Consider the following 16,943-nt stretch of genomic DNA (forward strand, 5'->3'; position numbering starts at 1 on the left):
CCGTGCCGCTATGGGGGCGGACGAGGAGAGGGTGATCGCCAGGCTCGCCGGGTCGCGGGGATCGCGGCGGATCTGGTGATGCGGGCGCGGATCGTCGCACTGAGCCGGGCCGGTCTGCGGGTCGCGGGGATCGCGGCGGATCTGGGTTGCCATGCGAAGACGGTGCGGCGGTGGCTGCACCGCTTCAACGAGCTCGGCCCGGAGGGGTTGGAGGACCGGCCGATCACCGGTCGGCCGCGCCGTCTCATCGAGTTCGAGCGGTCGCGGATCACCGCGCTGGTCAAGCAGGCGCCGCCAGGCCGGCCGGTCCGACAGGAGGACGGGGAACTCGCCCCTGCCGACGAGACGGGCCCGCCCGAGTGGACGCTGGACGCGCTGGCGGGCGAGGCCGCGCGGCTCGGGATCGCGGTCGGGCGCTCCCAGGTGCGGCGGATCCTGCTCTCCGAGGGGGTGCGCCGGCGCCGCACCCGCTCCTGGACGCGTTCGAAGGATGTGGACTTCGAGGGAAAAGGACGCGGATCATCGGCCTGTACACCAGCCCGCCCGACGGCGCGACGGCCGTATGCGCCGACGAGCTCGGGCCGGTGATCCCGCGCACCTTCCCGCCGGCACCGGGCTGGTCGCCGGACGGACACCGCATCAAGGCGGAACTGGACTACTCCCGCGGACCGGAGAAGATCTGGGTCTACGGCGGACTGCGGATCGCGGACGGGCACGAGGTGTCGACGACCTTGTGGTCGAAGGTGGCCATCCGGCGGCTGTGGAAGGCGGGGTAGAGGTGGTGCTCCAGCAGGGATTCGAGGTGCCGCAGCGAAGCCGGGGCGAGCGAGCGCTGGCCGGCCTTCCACTCTTCGGCGTAGGCGCCGAAGTCCATCGCGCCGTACTTGCGGTTGCGCTCGGCCTTGCTCTGGCCCCAGGGTTTCTCGCGCTTGGCCCGGTAGATCTCGGTGAGTCGGTCGATCGCCTTGTCCTGGGTGGCGAAGCCGGACTCCTCGGTCTGCCGCCCGGAGGCGTTGCGGAACCGGATCACGTAAGTGTGCGGACACTTCGACCACCGCGACTGCGGGTGCTCACAGGTCTTGAAGAAGGTGCCCATGCCGCGGGCCAGGGTCCTGAGGGCCATCGTCTGCGGTCTCCATCCCGTCCGATGCTGACGTTCTGCTGAGCGCAGATGGTCCGCCACACCTCTGACCTGGGAAGAAACGCAAATCACGTGGTATGTGGTGGAACTTCATCGGGCGGTTCCACGACGACATTACCCGAGCCCGCGAGGAGTGGATGAGCTCCGCGAACTCCGACCGCTACGGCGAGGTCCAGACCTGATCCCGCTCCTCCTGGAGCGCGGCGTCAGTTCTACCACCGCCGCCTGGGCACTCGGGCTCGGCGGCCTCGGCCAGACCCTCGGACGAACCCTCTACGCCGAACTCGCCCGCCACACCAGCGTCACCACCCGAACGGTCGCCCTCATCAGCGCCGGCGGAGCCACGACCGCGCTCCTCGCAGTCATCCCCGGCCCGACCGCGCTCCTCATGGCCCTCGCGATCCTGGCAGGCACCATCCGCGGCAACCTCACCCTGCTTCAGGCCACCGCCGTCACCGACCGCTGGGGCACAGCCTCGTACGGCCGCCTCAGCGCGCTACTCGCCGCCCCAGCCACCATCGCCGGCGCCCTGGCCCCCTGGGGGCACGTCCGCACTCGTCCCGTTCCTCGGCGGATACCCAGCACTCTTCGCCACCTTGGCCGTCATCGCCGTGGTCGCGGCCGCCGTCGCGTCGACGGCTCGACCGAGGCCGCGGGCGACCTGGCGCACACGCCAGCTTCGACCTACTGTTCCTGGACTTCTCCACGCGGACTGGGACGCCGTCACATTAAGTCACAGTTGCGATACTGCTTGCCACCGCCCGCCGTCAACCCAACCGTCCGGGCGTTGCCCGGTGATCCTCGGGGGCGGAGAATAGAACACCGGACGTGTGCCGCAGCCCCAGGAAGGGAGCTTCCGATGGCATGGCGTATCGAGGGAACCTATTTCGAGAACTGCAACTGCAACATGGTCTGTCCCTGCTCCACCTCCGGCCTCACGGCTCCGGCGGACTACGACCGTTGTCGGGTCTTCCTGGCCTTCCACGTCGGCTCCGGCGAGGTCGACGAGGTCGACGTCAGCGGCCTGACGGTCGCCGTGGTGGCCGATACCCCGCCGCTCATGAGCGAGGGCAACTGGCGGATGGGCGTGATCATGGACAAGGCCGCCTCGCCGGAACAGGCCGAAGCGCTCGGGGCGGTCTTCTCCGGTCAGCGCGGCGGCCCGATGGAGGCTCTCGGACCACTGGTCGGCGAGATGCTCGGGCTGGAGGTCGCCCGGATCGACTACGTCGAAGACGGCCGGAGCCACCGCGTGAGGATCGGCGACGCGATCGACATCGAGGTCGAAGACTTCGTCTCCCCTCTCGACGCGACCGGCAAGGGCGTAAGGGTCAGCGGGGTGGGATTCCCCGCAGACACCCTCGCGGCCGGAGTCGCGACGAGGTCGCGGGTGAGCGCCTTCGGCCTTGAGTTCGGAAACGAAGGGAAGAACGCCTTCTCGGCACCGTTCTCCTGGGCGGCCTGAATGCCTCCACCGTTTGCTCGGCGGGCCGTCGTCCCGGCGAGCTGGGCGGCGCTGCTGGCTGCGGCGGCACTGGCCTGGGTCCTGACTGCCCGCAGCTCGGCGGGCATGACGCCCGGGCCGGGCACGATGGGGCGCGGCCTGTGGGGATTCCTGGCCCTGTGGGGGCTGATGATGGCCGCGATGATGCTCCCCGCCGTCACCCCCGTCGTCTCGCTCTATCTACGGACTCTGCGCGCCCACGCGACGGGTTGGACGCGCGCGGGCCGCAGCACCGGTCTGGTCGTCGGCTACCTGTGCGCGTGGGAGGTCTTCGGGCTGGCCGCGTTCGGCGTGGCGTGGGCGGGCGGCGAACTCGCCGCCCGGGCGCCGAGCCTCGCGCCCTGGGTCGGCGCCCTGCTGCTGGTGGGGGCCGGCCTGTACCAGGTCACCCCGCTCAAGGACCGCTGCCTGAGCCACTGTCGATCCCCCATCGGATTCCTCATGCACTTCGGCGGCTACTCCGGGCGACTGCGTGACCTGCGTGTCGGCCTCTATCACGGCGGTTATTGCGTCGGCTGCTGTTGGGGCCTGATGGTCGTCCTGATCCTGGTCGGCGTCATGAACCTCGCCTGGATGGCCGGTCTGGCCGTGGCCGTGTTTCTGGAGAAGACCTGGCGCCACGGCAGGGCGTTCAGCCTCGTCCTGGGCGCCGCCTTGATCGGCTATGCCTGCTTCGTGCCCTGGCACCCGAGCCTGGTCCCGGGATTGCACGTGCCGCCGACGATGCCCATGTGAGCAGAGCTCCGGCGGAAGAAAGAACCATCATCCGGCGTGCTCTTCTCGCGCAGCCCGCTGACGATTGGCGCGGCCCCCTTCTGAACTGCTGAACAGCCTGCGCACGGAGTCCGCGAAGCAGACCCTGACCGGTTCTCAGGGCACCAGTGCCGAGCTTCGAATATCCACCCAAGAAGTCGGGGCCAGAGAGGAATACTGTGATCCCCTTCTCGATCGGCCTCTGGGTACGGTCGTGCGAAGGGGGCGTGGGTGGCCGATCTGAAGGTGTTCCAGCGGGGTGCTGATGGCCGGGATGTCGAGCTGCGGGGTTCGACGGTGGCGCGGGAGCGGGAGCTGCACCGGCGGGTCGAGGGGGCCCCGGAGCCGATGCTGGGGGTGCGGTTCCTGGCGTCGGAGTACTCGACGGGGCCGTGGCATCAGGGACGGATCGACACGCTGGGCCTGGACGAGGACGGCGTGCCGGTGGTCATCGAGCGCGGGCGTGATGCCGGGGTGATCGCCCAGGCGGGGTCCTACCTGGTCTGGTTGCTGGCGCACCGGCACGAGTTCGAGGCTCTGGTGCGCAGACGACTGGGCGCCGACGTTGCGGAGGCCGTTGACTGGAGGCGGCCCCGGGTGATCTGCGTCGCCGGCGAGTTCTCTCGCCATGACCGTGTTGCCGCTTCCCTCTACCAGCGGGATCACCGCGTGGACCTGGTGCGCTACCGCGTCTTCGGGCCGGACCTGCTGACACTGCAGTTGGTCGAGACCGTTCCGAGCTTCTCCGCCTCCGGTGCCTCGTCGGCGACGACCGCTCCGGCTGACGAGGCGAGCGACGAGCCGGAGGTGGTCGCGGGGCCGGCTGGGATCTCGCAGGTGAAGGTGCCGGGGGGACCTGGGGTCGCGGCGTCAGCGCGATCCTCGATATCGGCGAGGTATTCGTCGGTCAGCGGATCGGGAGTGTTCATCAGGCCGACAGTTCCTTGTGCTCGATCAGCTCGCCACATTCGTAGCGGCTCCGGCGAGGATCAAGACGGCGACGAGGGCAGGATTCGAACCTGCGTCCACCCGGGATCAGAGCCGGGCGCTCCTCCGCAGAGCTTCCTCGCCGCCGAGTTGATCATTGCGGGCGCCAACGCGCGGGTCAACTGGTTTGTCGCGCAACGCAAAACAGTGGGCGCGGGCGGCCGTACCGGCACTACAGCCACTCCTGAGCGGCGGCGCGCTTTCCTTTGCCCGAGAAGATCCCAGCCGACCGGAGGGCGCTCGCCATAAGGGGATCGGTGACGGCAACCCCATGCACAAGCTCGGGCGTCCGACGGAAGGCGATGGCCTTGGCTGCCGGCCTGGGGGCGGTCCAGGCGCCGGCCACCGGGTCCACGCCATGTCGGGCGCAGGCTGCCTCGACCAGCGAACGCGGGCACTCCTTCTCACCCCGCAGCACTTCCCAGGGCAGCGGCAGCTCCGCCCAGACACAGGTGTCCGGATGCAGCCCGCCACCGCTCATGCGGTGCCAGTACGCCACATCGGCCGCCATCAGGCGGGGCACCTTGCCGGGGCAGATCCGGTCCAGGACCTCCACCCGACCAAGCTCGGTCAGCAGCGCCAACCAGTGCGCCCGCGCTGTGTTCCACGCCTGCGCGGCCTGGTTCCAGGTCGACGAGTCGTTGCCCCGGCGCACGATCATGGTGTCGCGCTCCAGAGGGCAGCGCTCCCAGGCATCCTCCAGCAACTCGGCCACCTCCCGTAGAAAACGGGTCCACTGTGCCAGCAGCTCAGTGAGGTCCTCGTCGGACAATCTCTCGAGTACTTCGGCCGTCGGATGCACATGCGCGACCGCGTACCAACGGGTCTGATCCGGCTGTGCCAGCAGTCGCTTGTACAGGGCGTCAGCGACTTCGTCGTACACCTGCCTCTGCTTCCCGTTGGTGAAGATGCTCCGCATATGGCTCCGTGCGGTGACGTACGCGACGAAGGCTGCGGTGTCCGGGTCCACGGCGAACAGCTCGTACGGCAGTTTGTGGGCGAATGCGCCCTTCCCGGTGATGGTGACCTCGCGACGGCGCTGCTCGTGGATGAACCGCGCCAGCTTGGCCTCCATCCGGCACAACAGCCGGAAGCGCTTGTTGTACTGGCGCTTGGACAGCTCGCCCAGTCCGGCCTCGGCGCGCTCAGCCCGGTCGAGCCGGTCCCTGCCGAAGTCGTTGTGCCCATAGGCGCGGCGGATCTCCTCCCCCGCGCGGCGGATCACCGCCTCGATCTGCTCGGGATCATCCCCGGCGCCGTCCTGGAGGTCCGGCACGTTCGTGAACAGGCTTGCCGCGCGGGTGAGCTGCCGCTGTGCGCCGACAGGCCGGGCGAAGCCCTCCAGCATGGACGTGTAGCCGTGCCACAGCTTGCGCAGTGAGTGCTCGGTGGCTTTGGTGAGAGCTGCCTCGGTGGCCGGGTCGAGGTGAGTTCCCTGCGCCGCGTACAGGTCCTGGATGAGCTGGGCCACGTCCTCCGGACGCTTGCGCAGTTTCAGAGAGGCGTGCAGCTCACTGAGCAGCTGTTCAACGGCAGGCGACGGCATGCGCCTCACCCTGTCATCACCGACATCGAACCTCCACCCATTATCCGGTCCGAGGCCTGAGACGGAGGACCGCTGCCCACGGTGCCGCAGGGCACGGGCCGGTGAGCAATGTCCGCTCCCAAGCGCCGCTGGTGGCAGCGCCCTGAACCCTCGGCACCCTGAACGTTCCGCCGGGCCGGACGTACGCGGCTTCAGGGGCCAGAAGGCGTTGTCAGAGGTGCGTACTGATGACCGCTAAGCTCCCCCGCCATGCCCAAAGCCCATGAGTCCACCTGTTCCTACCGCCAGGGCCGCCCCCGCAGGCCGGAAACGCTCTCTCGCTGACGGGCAAAAGCGGCCTGGAGGCCTTTCCGTACTCGACTGACGGTCAGTCACCGACACGCCCCGGCCAGGGCACCCGTCACACGCCGAGGACTACGCGTTTTGCGTGACCGGCATCTGACGCCGCGCCAGGAGCGCCGCCCCTTCGATGAAGACAGCTGCGGCAGTCTTCATCGCCGCCCAAACCGCCCGGCGATTGGGCACCTGCTGGACCTGCCGACATGCACTTGATCGATGGCAGATGCGTCAAGTGCGAACCCGCCGGCCAGGATCGCCGATCGCGGGGAGCAATCGTCCAACCCATTGCAGTGATCGACAAATCAGACACAAACGATAAATAGGGTATTCAGTCACGGCGCGGGCGCCGAGCAGTCCCCAGCCCTGCCGAGCAGTCCCCAGCCCTGCCGTCGAGCCGTGAAAACCGTGAGACGAATGTGAGAGGCAGGTCTCGGACCACGCCGAAGGCCGCTTCCTCGCGAACGAGAAAACGGCCTCTGACCTGCGACAATGGGATGAACCCCTGTCGGGACGACAGGATTTGAACCTGCGACCCCTTGACCCCCAGCGGCCGAAAGGGAGTCCGACTGATGTTTACCAGTCCGAAGCACGCAGGTCAGGGCCCATCTCGTCCAAGCCGCATGACGCTTGATGCCGCCTCATGACGTCCAATCCGTGAGAGACATGTGAGAGGCATCGACCGAGGGGAGAGTTCGACAGTGACTTGCGTCATGCCCCGCCTGTAGCCCTGTTCGACTCCCTCAGAGCGCCTCCTACCACTCACCTCCCCGACACGGAGTGAGCGCCAACTCCCTTCCGACCATGGTGCACCGTTGACGCACGAGGGAGGTATCCGCTGTCTCGGATCAGGATCATCTCCAGGTGGCCGGCCACCACCGGCGGCCAGTGCCGTCAGCACGCCTGTCAAACAACAGCTTCCATGGCATGAGAGCGGATTCGATCTGCACCGCAAGGCCGATCTTCGAAATGCCGGCGCTCCGCTCCTCGAATCGGATCGGTATTTCGGCGATCCGCATGCCCTGACTGACCGTCCGGTGATTCATCTCGACCTGGAACGAGTAGCCGTTGCTCCGTATCGAATGGACGTCGATCTTCCGAAGGGTCTCCGCTCGCCACGCTTTGAAGCCGGCCGTCGCGTCCTTCACCTTCAGCCGCAGGATGGCGTTGACGTAGAGGTTCGCCCACGCGGACAACGCCCTGCGGCGCCAAGGCCATTCTGTGGCGACCGAGCCGCCCGGCACGTAACGGGACCCGATCACCGCTGCTGCGTCCGTGCTGGACAGCGCGTCCACCATCGCGGGAACGGCCTCCGCCGGGTGGGAGAGGTCGGCGTCCATCTGGATCACGATGTCGGCACCCTCGTCGAGCGCACGGGTTATGCCGGCGATGTAGGCGCGACCCAGCCCGTCCTTATCGGTGCGGTGCAGTACCGCGACGGCCTCCGGTGATTCGAGTGCCAGCTTGTCGGCGACGTCACCGGTGCCGTCCGGGGAGTTGTCGTCGACCACGAGGACATGCAGGTCCGGCAGTCGCAGGGCCGTGAGCCTGCCGACGAGCCGGGGCAGGTTGTCCCGCTCGTTGTAGGTGGGGACAACGACCGTGACCTTCGGGAAACTGCGTTCCGTCGTCACTGCGTGGTTCCGATCATCGCCACACCGAAGGCGATCGCGCCCGTCAGCAGCGCGCCGGCGAGTGTGACGACCGCCCACCGTCCAATGGAGTCGACCTGGCCGCCGAGCCCCAGGGCGCGCCACACCGCATCCCGCAGCGCCAGTGAGAGCGGCAGGACTGCTGCCCCCGCGGTGGCACCGATCCGGGCAGCTCGTCGCGCTCCCGACACGGTGCGCGGTGCAGTGAGTCGAAGGACGCTGTTGCAGACCTCCAGGAAGGCGAAGGTGCCGCCCGCGAACACGGTGGTCTCGACGGCGAAGAGCAGTGACCCTTGCCAACCCTCGCCCACCGCAAGCCCCGTGGCGACCAGCAGGCCCGCACCGAGGGCGGCCGCCGCAGCGAACACGGTGAAGTGGTGGCGGATGAAGTCGACCGCGTCGCCGAGGCCCCGTCGGGCGGCGAGTCCGCGCGCCGCGCTCGAGTGGCGCGCGAGTGCGTTCACCAGGGGCACGACATCTCCGAGCCAGTCCCCGCCCACCCGGCGCCGGCTCCCGCCTGACGTCCTCGGCAGCAGTCGGACCGCACGCCGATGCAGCAGAAGGCCCGCGACCACGACTCCCGTGAGCGGCACCAGCGAGCCGATCAGCCAAGGCGTACCACCGTTCCAGAGTTCGCCGTCCGCGCGGGCGGCCACGGCCACCCAGTCGGTGGCGACCGTTGCCGCGACGAGCAGTGTGCAGACCAGTGCGGCCCGCAGGATCTGCTCGACCCTGTACAGCGGCACCGGTTCGTCGCGGCGGCACAACAGCGCCCGCACCGGGCCGAGAGCGCCGAGCATCGGGACGAAGAAGATCGTGAAGGTCACAACCACGTCGTACGGATCGCCCTGCCAGGGACTTCCCGCCCGCACGACGCGCACCTGCGTTGTGACGTAGGCGAACGCCGTGAAGACACCGGCGCCTGCGACGGAGGTCCACAGCGCTGTGGCTGTGACCGGGCGAGCGCGGTGCCCGACCGACAGGACCGGGACCGCGATATGAGGGTGCGTCACGTTCTCATGCATGGCGGCGATAGTACATGCCGCGTACTACGTGGCGCGTACTTCATGACGCGTAGTATGGTGCGGCGTCAGAACGAAGGGACGGCATGCAAGCCAACGATGCCCAGACGCTGGTGCTCTGCGCCCTGGCCGACGGACCGCTGCACGGATACGCCATCAACGCGGCGATCGAGGAACTGACCGGGGAACGCCTCGGCCCCGGCAGCCTGTACGGGGCGCTGACCCGACTGGAGTCCAAGCAACTGATCGAGCCGCTCGACGGGCAGGGGCGCCAGCGCCCGGTCCGGCTGACACCCCAGGGCCGGGACGTACTGGAACGCGAACTGCGCACCATGGCCCGAGTGGCGACCGCCGGGCTGCGGCGCCTGGGGGTGAACCCCGCGTGAGCGTCGTCGCCCGGAACCTGGTCAGGCTCTACCCGGACGCCTTCCGCGAGCGCTGGGGCGCCATGGTGGAGGAGGAAGCCCAGGGCGTGGGCTGGAAGTCGTGGCCCAATCTGATCGCCGGCATCGCCGACATGTGGCTGCACCCGGCGCTCTGGCCCGCCGACTCCCCGGCCCAGCGGCAACGGCGGGTGGCGACCATGGGCATCACAGTCGCGCTCGCCGCCTGGTTCCTCAGCCATCTGGTGGCCGAGCAGGGCGGCCCGCTGCCCGCCGACGGCGTCCGCAACGGGATCATGCACGGCTGCACCACCCTGCTGCTACTCGGGATCGCGCTCGTCGCGCCCAGGCCCCGGCCGACCCTGGGCGCCACGGCCACGCTGCTGCGATGGGCAGTTCGGCGCCTCGCCGTGCCGACGGTGCTCGGCGCGAGCGTGGTGGTCCTGGTGCACGGCATCGACGCGGCGGCCTCACCGCCCACTCTGCGCACCGCCGTGCTCGCCGGCTGGTGGACCGCCCTGGGCCTGGGGGCGATCCAGATCCCCCGGATCTTCACCGGTGTCGGCGCGGATGCGGTCGTACCGCCGCACGGCGGACGGCTCCGCCTCGGTGTCTGGACGCTGGCCGCCGCCAGTGCGACCGGTGGTGCGACCATCCTCGGCGTTTCCGTGGCCGGCGGCGGTTTCCATGTGCTCGGCGTCACCGTCGGCGCGGGCCTGCTGCTGCTGACGGCGGCATGCACGGGCACCCTGCGCGACCTGCGCGAGCTGCCGACAACCGGCTGACTCGCAGTACCCGCGCGAACTCCCGCGGTCGGGCGGCCGGCCGCCGCCTCGGCCTGTCCGTCCTTGCCCCATCCCGCGAATGCCCTCCCAACAGCCTCTGGTGATTCGGCAAACCCGCCCCTGCCCGAACTGCCGGGCGTTCCAAACCCTTTGGACGGCTCCCATGCCCGACCCACTCCGCTCTTTCTACACCCACCGCCTGCGCCGCCACGTCATGGCAGGACCACTGCCCAGGCACGTCGGCCTGATCGTGGACGGCAACCGCCGCTGGGCCCGGCAGATGGGCATGGCCAACCTCAGCCTCGGCCACAAAGCAGGCGCCGAACACGTCGAGGAAGTGCTGTCCTGGTGCGAAGCCCTGGGAATCAAGCACGTCACCGTCTTCCTCTGCTCGACCGAGAACCTCCAGCGCCGCGGCGACACCGAGGTCGCCTTCCTGATGCAGCTGATCGAACAGGTGGTGGCCGGCCGACTCACCAAGCCGGACGCCGGCTGGCAGGTCCACCTCGCCGGCCTGATCGACACCCTCCCCGACAGCACCACCCACGCCCTCAAGGAAGCGGTCGAGGCCACCCGCACCTGCACCACCGGAGCCCACGTCACCCTGGCCGTCGGCTACGGCGGCCGGCAGGAGGTCATCGAGGCGCTCCGCGAGCTGATGTACGCACGGGCCGGGTCCGGCGAGTCGCTGACCGAACTCGCCGACACCCTGAGCGTCGACGACGTCGCCCCCTACCTGTATACCGCCGGCCAGCCCGACCCCGACCTGGTCATCCGCACCAGCGGCGAACAACGCCTGTCGAACTTCCTCCTCTGGCAAAGCGCCTACTCGGAGCTGTACTTCTGCGAGGCCCACTGGCCCGCATTCCGCGAAATCGACTTCCTGCGCGCCATTCGCAGCTTCGCCACCAGGGAGCGGCGCTACGGCCACTGAGACAGGGCACCAGCACCTACCGACCACTCGTCAGACCCCAGGCCGGAAGATCCACGGCCGCCTTGCCCCATTTCCAACGGCGCCACCCCCTGCGCTGTACGACCGGATCCGAATCCGCTACCGGCAGACCCGCAGCGCGTGCCGCGACCCACAGCCGGCTGCGATGTTGGCTCATCATCGCCCGGCTCATCCGGCTCTTGGGCAGCCGCTGGACCTTTCGGCGCGCACTTGACCAACGGCAGAAGCGTCAAATGCGAACCCACCAGCCAGAATCCGCGATCACGCCGAGCAACCATTGAACCCATGCAGTGATCGATAGATCGGACATTCGGGCGGGAAAGCCGGGTGGTGGACGCCAAGGCGCTGGCCGATCCGAACGTGCCGCTCGGCGACCTGTAACGGCGAACCGGAGCGGCGAGTCGCAGCGGTCAGCCGACGGGGATGCCGGGGTTCACCAGGCCCCGGCCCCCGGTGACGGTGTTTCCCGCGCCGATCGTCACCGGGCACGTCGCCGCGTCGTGGTTCGTCACGTCGATCGCGTAGCGGTCCGGCCCGGTGGCGCCGGTGAGGTCGGAGCGGTTGCCCCGGAACACCGTGCCGCAGCCCCAGCCCGGCCGGACGCTGTGGGTCTGGTAGCCGTCGTCGGTGGTGCGCCGGCCGGTGTTGTCCTCGATGACGTAGTCGTTGCCCTTCACGTCGACCCAGGAGTCGTCGTGGTTGCGGCCGGTGAGGCCGTCGCCGTCGAAGGAGTTGCCGGAGACCAGGCCGCCGGTGGTGCCCTCCTTGAGGTCGACGTTCTCCGCGCCGATGTTCGGGCCGAAGGTGTTGCCGACGATCTGCACGTGGTCGCTGCGGTCGGCGAGCGTGTTGGCGGTGCCGACGTAGACGCCCTCGCCCAGGCCGTCCCGGGCCAGTCCGGTGTCGTGGATGCGCGAGCCGCGCAACGTGCCGTGGGCGCTGGAGTTGCGGAAGTGCACGCCCTCCATGGTGGTGTGGTGGACCGTCACGTCGTCGATCACCACGTAGTTCGCGGCGTCCGCCATGATGCCCTTCTGGGCGCCGGTGACGGTCAGGCCGTGGACGGTCCAGTAGCTCGCGCCGTCGAGGTGGAGGCCGTAGCCGCCGCCGGTCGGGGTGGTGAGCACGGCCCTGGCCGATCCGGTGAGGGTGATCCGGGCGGCGGCGGTGCCGGGCACGGTGGCCCTGAAGGTACCGGAGTAGGTGCCGTCGGCGAGCTGGATGGTCCGGCCGGGTACGGCGGCGGCGAGCGCCGCCTGGAGCTGCTTGGCGGTGGCGACCTTGACGACGGTCCCGGCCGGGGCGGCGGGGGCGGCCGTCGCGACGGGGACGCCGCCGAGGACGAGCGCGGTGAGGGCGGCGAGGGCGGCGCCCGGGAGGAGGCGGGGCTTCGGGCCGGCGGACTGCGGATTCATGGGCTGCGGGTTCACGGACTGCGGCTTCACGGACTGCGGGTTCACGGACTGCGGGTTCACGGACGGTGCTCCCTACGCGGTCGAGAGTGGCAGGAACATGCCGTCGATCACAGTGGACTGGACCATTCCGGAGCGTCAAGAGCGCCTGCGGTGGGCGATACTGGGCGGCAGGGGGAACCCTTCGGTCAGGGAGGCGCGGTGGGCGGCACGGCCGGGTTCGCCGTGGTGGTGTTCGGCGCGCTGGGCGGCGTGGTCGCCTATCTCGCCGGGGTGGTCGGGCTGCGCGAACTGCGCCGCCTGCGCCGGGTCGGCGTCCCCGCGTCGGCGCTGGTGCGGGCCCGCGCCCGGCGGCCCGAGGACCACGCCCCGCCGCCGCGTCCGCTGCTGCAGTTCGAGACCGCGGACGGCCGGGTGGTCGAGGTCTTCTCGCCCGTCCCGTCCACCGCCCGCCACCCACTGCCGGACGGCCGCTACGTACCGGTCCGCTACGACCCCGCCGATCCCCGGCAGGTGCTGGTGGACGGGCGGGAGCGGGCGGGCTTGGAGTACGGGTTCCTCGCGCTCGGCGTGCTGGCGGTGCTGGGCGCGGTCGGCCTGGCGGTGACGCTGCTCTGACCCGCTCGGCGCCTCGGCGCTCCCGGCCCGCGCGGAGCCCCGCCGGGGTGAGGCCGGTGTGCAGGCGCACGGTCCGGGCGAGGTTGCCCTGGCCGGCGGAGCCGCACAGCCGGGCGATCACCGCGATCGGGGTGCCGGTGGCGAGCAGGGCGGTGAGCAGGGCGGTGAGCAGGGCGCGGCCGGCGCGTTCGAGGCGCAGCCGGACCGGCTACTGGTGCGGGGACCGGCCCGAGGACATCGCGCCGATCGTCACCTTCCCGGCCACCGACGGCGGGTGGATCACCGGCCGGACCCGCTTCGCCGACGGCGGCTACACCACGCGCTGACCCTCCGGCCACCGCCCGGGTCCGTCCTGCCACCCGTCCTGCCACCCGGCGGGGCGGGTCACTCCGCCCCCGGTCCGGCCGCCCGCGGTCCGGCCGTCGGCCCCCGCCACAGCCGCCCCCACCACGTCCGCCCCGACGCCGCCTGCGCGCAGCGCCTCGGCCAGCCGCCGGGCCCGGGTGTCCTCGTCGAGGAGCACCCGCACCAGCGGGCCGGGGGCCGCGCCGGCCAGGTAGGTCTCGACGGAACGCGGGTCGGCCGGGAGCGCGACCGTCCCCGCGGTGACGGCCGCCCGGACCCGGGCGTAGTCGAAACCGAGCCAGGCCAGCAGCTCTCCCCCGGTGTCGTCCACGTCCGGCTGCGGCTCGTGCCCCAGGACCTCGTGGACGGCCAGGACGGCGAGCAGGACGTGTTCCGTACCGGGCGTGCGGCGGCCGAGGCGCCGGGCCTGGTCGTCCGTCTCCCGCCGGATCCAGTCCGCGGAGGACGCCGCCGGTCCGGCCGCGCCGGACCGCACCATCCGCCGCCAGCGCGGGAGCCGGTGCGACCGGCGGCCGAGCAGCGCGTCCCGGGTGGGGAGCAGCAGCGGATCGAGGCCGTCGGCCACGCCGTCCAGCCGCTCCCGGACCGCCGACGGTACGACGCCCGCCGCGCGCAGCAGTTCGGCGGCCCTGGTGCGGTCGTCGGCGAGCAGGGCGCGCAGGACGTGCTCGGCCGTGAGCTTCCGCCCGCCGTCGCGCCGCACCTGCGCCACCGCGGCGGACAGCACGCGGGCGGCGGCGCCGGTCAGGACGAGGTCCGGGGCCCCGGTCGAGCCGAGGACCTCCCGGGCGGGCACCCCGCTCTCCGCCCCGTCGTCCGCGCCCCAGCCCGCGCCGTGCCCGCGGGCGCGCTCGCGCAGCAGGGCCCGCAGGTCCCCCTCGGCGACCCCGGCGGCGGTCAGCGCGGCACCGGCCGGGCCGCTCGCCCCCGCCACCGCGGCCAGCAGGTGCTCCGTGCCGAGCCGACCGTCGCCCGTGACGTCGAGCGTGCGCCAGTCCGCTTCCAGCGTGGTCTCCATCAGGCCCTCCCCGCCCAGGTGACTTTACCCACACCATACGCTTGCTTTGCCCGTCCTTTGTAGTCGGCCGCACGCCTCGACACCACCGCGAGCCGACGGCGGAAGCATCTGCGCCACGGCGTTGTTGGGAGCGGCAGAACCCGCGCCGGCGAAAGGGGTGAGCACCGTGGCCGACACGCTCCCCGGGCCCGAACACGCCCACGACGACGGCACGCAGCTGCCCGACGACGGGGCGCCGGAGGCCCTGGACGCCTACTCGCGGATCGTCACGGCCGCGGCCGCCGCGGTGACCCCGCGGGTCGCCGCGCTCCAGGTGCCACGACGCGGCCGGGGCGGCTGGTTCAGCACCGCGCTCGGCTCGGCGGTGGTCTTCACCGACGACGGCTTCCTGCTCACCAACGCCCACGTGGTCGGCCACGCCGACGCCGGAACCCTGGCGTTCGCCGACGGGACCACCTGCCCGTTCCACACCATCGGCGCCGATCCGCTCTCCGACCTGGCCGTGCTGCGCGCCGACGGCCCGACCCCCACCCCGGTACGGCTCGGCGAGGCCACCGCCCTGAAGGTCGGCCGGTTGGTCGTGGCCGTCGGCAACCCGCTCGGGCTGGCCGGGACGGTCACCGCGGGCGTGGTCAGCGCCCTCGGCCGCTCGCTCCCGGCCCGGTCCGGCAGCACCGTGCGCGTCATCGACAACGTCATCCAGACCGACGCCGCCCTCAACCCCGGCAACTCCGGCGGCGCGCTGGTCACCGCGAACGGCGAGGTCGTCGGCATCACCACGGCGGTGGCCGGGAACGGGCTCGGCCTGGCCGTGCCGATCGACGCCACCAGCCGGCAGATCATCGCCACCCTGCTCACCGACGGCCGGATCCGCCGCGCCTACCTGGGCCTCGCCGGGATGCCCGCCCCGCTGCCGCCCGACCTGCGCGACCGCACCGGACAGCGCACCGGCCTGCGGGTGGTCGAGGTGGTCCCCGGCTCCCCTGCCGACCGCGCCGGACTGCACGACGGCGACCTGCTGCTCACCGCCGCCGGGGAGCCGATGAGCAGCGCCCGCGCCCTGCAGCACCTGATGCTGGCCGACGCGATCGGCAGCCCGCTGGCGCTCACGGTGCTGCGCGGCCGGGCCCTCGTCGACGTCATCGCCGTCCCGACGGAACTGCCCTCCGACGACTAGGTGTTCTGTCCCGCGCTGTCGGGGCCGCGCGGTTCCCGCCGCATCGTCCACCGCACCGGCCCGCAGTCCGGGAGCCGCGCCCGGTGTCATCGACGACCGCGGTCCCGGGGCGTCGACGTCAAACGCAGGCGGACCTTCCGCGGACGCAGGGCTCCGGCCCGATGCCGGTGCGGGCGGGCGGATGTCCGCCGGCGCGCGGGCGATCTGCGTGGTGTGCCGGCGACGTTCCCGGCCGGCCGACTCGGGCCGCGCGCCCACCGGGAGGGCGTCCTGATGTTCCGGACCGCGCCGAGTGCGCCTCGCCACGTCGTCCTCGTGGCCACCTCCGCGCAACGACCGTTCCCGCGACCGCCTTCCGGTCGAGGCCACTCGGCCTGCTTCCGCTGTCATCGCAGACATCCTCGGCACGGGGCAGCCCGGGTGTCCGGCACCTCCCACACCGTCACGGCCGCGGCTTCGCCTGCGCCTGCTGCGGTTCGGCCGTCACCGCGTACGCCGCCGACGGCACGCGGCGCAACCACGGCCCAGCCTGCCCGCAGTCCCGGCACGCCCTCGACCACGTCGGTGACCGTCCGGGTGACTGCCACGGCCGGATGTCGCCGATCGCCGTCGCCGTGCTGCGCACCGGCGACCGGACGGTCGTCCGGCGTGGCGTGCGCTGCGACGCGCTGACGTCCACGCCGGCCTGCACGGACGACAACCGGCTCGTCCTGATCCGGGCGGCCGTCCGGCCGCTTGCCCGACCGCCCTTCTCCGCTCGAAGCGTTCGGCATTTCCTGACGCGCCTGCCGGGAGGAAGGAGGACCCGTCGATGCCCCGACGCACGAACAGCGCCGGCGACGGCCGGCCGCAACGCCGCCGACAGCGGCACCAGGACGTCCCGCACCGTCGGGGCGGCCACCGGGTACGAGGGTTCCGCTGCGTCGGCTGCCGTCCGGACGGCCTGGCACCGCCCACCGCAACCACGGCCCGATCTGCCTGGCCGGCCGCCCGGACGGCGGGCGGCCGGTCGTCCGCCGTGGCCTGTCCTGAACGGAGTCGAGCCCCGAGCTGATCGCCGGCGACGACAAGGTCCTCGCGCCGGTCCGGCTCGCCCTCGGGCTCCTCCGGGACACCCGGATGGCCGGCCGCGTCCTGCTCGGCCGGTAGCCGGCCGCGTCCTGCTCGGCGGGTAGTCGGCCGGGCGCGCGGAGCCGGTCGCGGCCGGGGCGCGGCCCCCCGACGGGCCCCCCCGGCCGGATCCGCTCTGTAATAAAAAAATACCATCCCTCCTCAACCAAGTGTATTCGCT

General features: G+C 71.4%; 16 protein-coding genes, 1 tRNA gene and 2 pseudogenes. 11 read left to right on the forward strand and 8 right to left on the reverse strand.

The window, feature by feature from the left end; all coding sequences use genetic code 11:
• Positions 1 to 78: 78 nt before the first annotated feature.
• Entirely contained in the window at positions 79 to 588 is a 510-nt protein-coding gene (locus tag ACFV0O_RS28875) for a helix-turn-helix domain-containing protein (RefSeq protein ID WP_380346597.1), read from the forward strand.
• 97 nt (positions 589 to 685) lie between these two features.
• Here ACFV0O_RS28875 and ACFV0O_RS28880 read toward each other — a convergent pair whose 3' ends face one another.
• On the reverse strand, positions 686 to 1,123 hold the full coding sequence (locus ACFV0O_RS28880) for a hypothetical protein (RefSeq protein ID WP_380346598.1): 438 nt from the start codon (positions 1,121 to 1,123) through the stop codon (positions 686 to 688).
• A 196-nt stretch (positions 1,124 to 1,319) separates the two neighbouring features.
• Here ACFV0O_RS28880 and ACFV0O_RS28885 point away from each other — a divergent pair.
• From ACFV0O_RS28885 to ACFV0O_RS28895, 3 genes and pseudogenes are all read left to right on the forward strand, one after another.
• A pseudogene (locus tag ACFV0O_RS28885) lies at positions 1,320 to 1,959 on the forward strand (MFS transporter); the annotation flags it as partial.
• A 41-nt stretch (positions 1,960 to 2,000) separates the two neighbouring features.
• Positions 2,001 to 2,606 carry a DUF1326 domain-containing protein gene (locus ACFV0O_RS28890; RefSeq protein ID WP_380346599.1) on the forward strand — a complete coding sequence of 202 codons (606 nt, stop codon included), beginning with the start codon at positions 2,001 to 2,003 and terminating at the stop codon, positions 2,604 to 2,606.
• Positions 2,607 to 3,380 (forward strand): DUF2182 domain-containing protein, encoded by a 774-nt coding sequence (locus tag ACFV0O_RS28895; protein WP_380346600.1) that lies wholly within the window; start codon positions 2,607 to 2,609, stop codon positions 3,378 to 3,380.
• Between the two features lie 701 nt (positions 3,381 to 4,081).
• Here ACFV0O_RS28895 and ACFV0O_RS28900 read toward each other — a convergent pair.
• The 5 genes from ACFV0O_RS28900 to ACFV0O_RS28920 form a co-directional block, all read right to left on the reverse strand.
• Positions 4,082 to 4,327, reverse strand: coding sequence for a hypothetical protein (locus tag ACFV0O_RS28900; RefSeq protein ID WP_380346601.1), 246 nt, complete (start codon positions 4,325 to 4,327; stop codon positions 4,082 to 4,084).
• Positions 4,328 to 4,396: 69 nt separating this feature from the next.
• A tRNA-Gln gene (locus tag ACFV0O_RS28905) sits at positions 4,397 to 4,469 on the reverse strand.
• Positions 4,470 to 4,557: 88 nt separating this feature from the next.
• A complete protein-coding gene (locus ACFV0O_RS28910; RefSeq protein ID WP_380346602.1) occupies positions 4,558 to 5,931 on the reverse strand; it encodes a hypothetical protein in 1,374 nt (457 codons plus the stop codon).
• 1,190 nt (positions 5,932 to 7,121) lie between these two features.
• Positions 7,122 to 7,901 (reverse strand): polyprenol monophosphomannose synthase, encoded by a 780-nt coding sequence (locus ACFV0O_RS28915; RefSeq protein ID WP_380346603.1) that lies wholly within the window; start codon positions 7,899 to 7,901, stop codon positions 7,122 to 7,124.
• Positions 7,898 to 8,944 carry a hypothetical protein gene (locus ACFV0O_RS28920; RefSeq protein ID WP_380346604.1) on the reverse strand — a complete coding sequence of 349 codons (1,047 nt, stop codon included), beginning with the start codon at positions 8,942 to 8,944 and terminating at the stop codon, positions 7,898 to 7,900. The genes ACFV0O_RS28915 and ACFV0O_RS28920 overlap by 4 nt, the downstream gene beginning before the upstream one ends.
• 83 nt (positions 8,945 to 9,027) lie before the next feature.
• Between ACFV0O_RS28920 and ACFV0O_RS28925 the strand changes: the two genes are divergently transcribed.
• The 3 genes from ACFV0O_RS28925 to uppS all read left to right on the forward strand — a co-directional run bounded on the left by ACFV0O_RS28925 (position 9,028) and on the right by uppS (position 11,043).
• Entirely contained in the window at positions 9,028 to 9,327 is a 300-nt protein-coding gene (locus ACFV0O_RS28925) for a PadR family transcriptional regulator (protein WP_380346605.1), read from the forward strand.
• Positions 9,324 to 10,109 (forward strand): hypothetical protein, encoded by a 786-nt coding sequence (locus ACFV0O_RS28930; RefSeq protein WP_380346606.1) that lies wholly within the window; start codon positions 9,324 to 9,326, stop codon positions 10,107 to 10,109. Before ACFV0O_RS28925 ends, ACFV0O_RS28930 begins: the two co-directional genes overlap by 4 nt.
• A gap of 163 nt (positions 10,110 to 10,272) precedes the next feature.
• Entirely contained in the window at positions 10,273 to 11,043 is a 771-nt protein-coding gene (gene uppS / locus ACFV0O_RS28935) for a polyprenyl diphosphate synthase (RefSeq protein WP_380346607.1), read from the forward strand.
• A 428-nt stretch (positions 11,044 to 11,471) separates the two neighbouring features.
• Here the strand turns inward: uppS and ACFV0O_RS28940 are convergent, their stop codons facing one another.
• On the reverse strand, positions 11,472 to 12,476 hold the full coding sequence (locus tag ACFV0O_RS28940) for a right-handed parallel beta-helix repeat-containing protein (protein WP_380346612.1): 1,005 nt from the start codon (positions 12,474 to 12,476) through the stop codon (positions 11,472 to 11,474).
• A 198-nt stretch (positions 12,477 to 12,674) separates the two neighbouring features.
• On the opposite strand from ACFV0O_RS28940, the gene ACFV0O_RS28945 reads away from it, so the two are divergent.
• Complete coding sequence (locus ACFV0O_RS28945; RefSeq protein ID WP_380346608.1) at positions 12,675 to 13,091, forward strand: DUF3592 domain-containing protein; 417 nt, start codon at positions 12,675 to 12,677, stop codon at positions 13,089 to 13,091.
• 56 nt (positions 13,092 to 13,147) lie between these two features.
• Positions 13,148 to 13,417 (forward strand): hypothetical protein, encoded by a 270-nt coding sequence (locus ACFV0O_RS28950; RefSeq protein WP_380346609.1) that lies wholly within the window; start codon positions 13,148 to 13,150, stop codon positions 13,415 to 13,417.
• Here ACFV0O_RS28950 and ACFV0O_RS28955 read toward each other — a convergent pair.
• Positions 13,402 to 14,475, reverse strand: a complete 1,074-nt coding sequence (locus ACFV0O_RS28955) for a Clp protease N-terminal domain-containing protein (RefSeq protein WP_380346610.1) — start codon at positions 14,473 to 14,475, stop codon at positions 13,402 to 13,404. The genes ACFV0O_RS28950 and ACFV0O_RS28955 overlap by 16 nt on opposite strands.
• Positions 14,476 to 14,641: 166 nt before the next feature.
• Between ACFV0O_RS28955 and ACFV0O_RS28960 the strand changes: the two genes are divergently transcribed.
• Together ACFV0O_RS28960 and ACFV0O_RS28965 are read left to right on the forward strand one after the other, a co-directional pair.
• Positions 14,642 to 15,652, forward strand: coding sequence for a S1C family serine protease (locus ACFV0O_RS28960; RefSeq protein WP_380346611.1), 1,011 nt, complete (start codon positions 14,642 to 14,644; stop codon positions 15,650 to 15,652).
• A 420-nt stretch (positions 15,653 to 16,072) separates the two neighbouring features.
• A pseudogene (locus tag ACFV0O_RS28965) lies at positions 16,073 to 16,432 on the forward strand (RNHCP domain-containing protein).
• The last annotated feature ends 511 nt before the right edge of the window (positions 16,433 to 16,943 follow it).

The organism is Kitasatospora sp. NPDC059577 (assembly GCF_042735475.1).
Lineage (GTDB): Bacteria > Actinomycetota > Actinomycetes > Streptomycetales > Streptomycetaceae > Kitasatospora.